The organism is Kytococcus schroeteri (assembly GCF_002847825.1).
GTDB classification, from domain to species: Bacteria; Actinomycetota; Actinomycetes; order Actinomycetales; family Dermatophilaceae; genus Kytococcus; species Kytococcus schroeteri.
In genome coordinates this window covers 1-343 of record NZ_PKIZ01000105.1, presented here as the reverse complement: position 1 = coordinate 343, position 343 = coordinate 1, and the positions used below count along the sequence as shown (strand labels likewise).

Annotated in this window: 1 protein-coding gene; it reads right to left on the bottom strand. The window is 61.5% G+C overall.

Features of this window, described 5'->3' with window-relative positions; genetic code table 11:
* On the bottom strand, window positions 1-307 hold a 307-nt coding region (locus CYJ76_RS11730), incomplete at its 3' end, for a hypothetical protein (RefSeq protein ID WP_202820499.1).
* Window positions 308-343 lie beyond the last annotated feature (36 nt).

The window sequence follows — 343 nt, the reverse complement described above, 5'->3', positions numbered from 1 at the left end:
AGCTGTGGCCTAGCCGAGGGTTCGTCGGCTGTGTATCGAATGCCCGGTAGTCGCTAGGCAGTGCTTGGCGCAGTACCAACCGATCCGCGACCAGCAGGTCCCGCGCCGCACGCTGTAGCTGTTCGTGCAGTTTCTCCAGCACGGTCGGGGATGCATCCCTGAGTGCTGCCAGGTCCGCCACGTATTCCACGTCTGCGCCGTCCGAGGTGAGGAAGACATTTATCGTCAGAGCCTCCGTCATCCGCCGGTCGTCGGATTCCAACACGCCGAAGCTCTCCTCCGGCTGTGCATCCAGAACATTAATCACCACACGACGGTTTGGAGGGCACGAAGCTGGATCCCA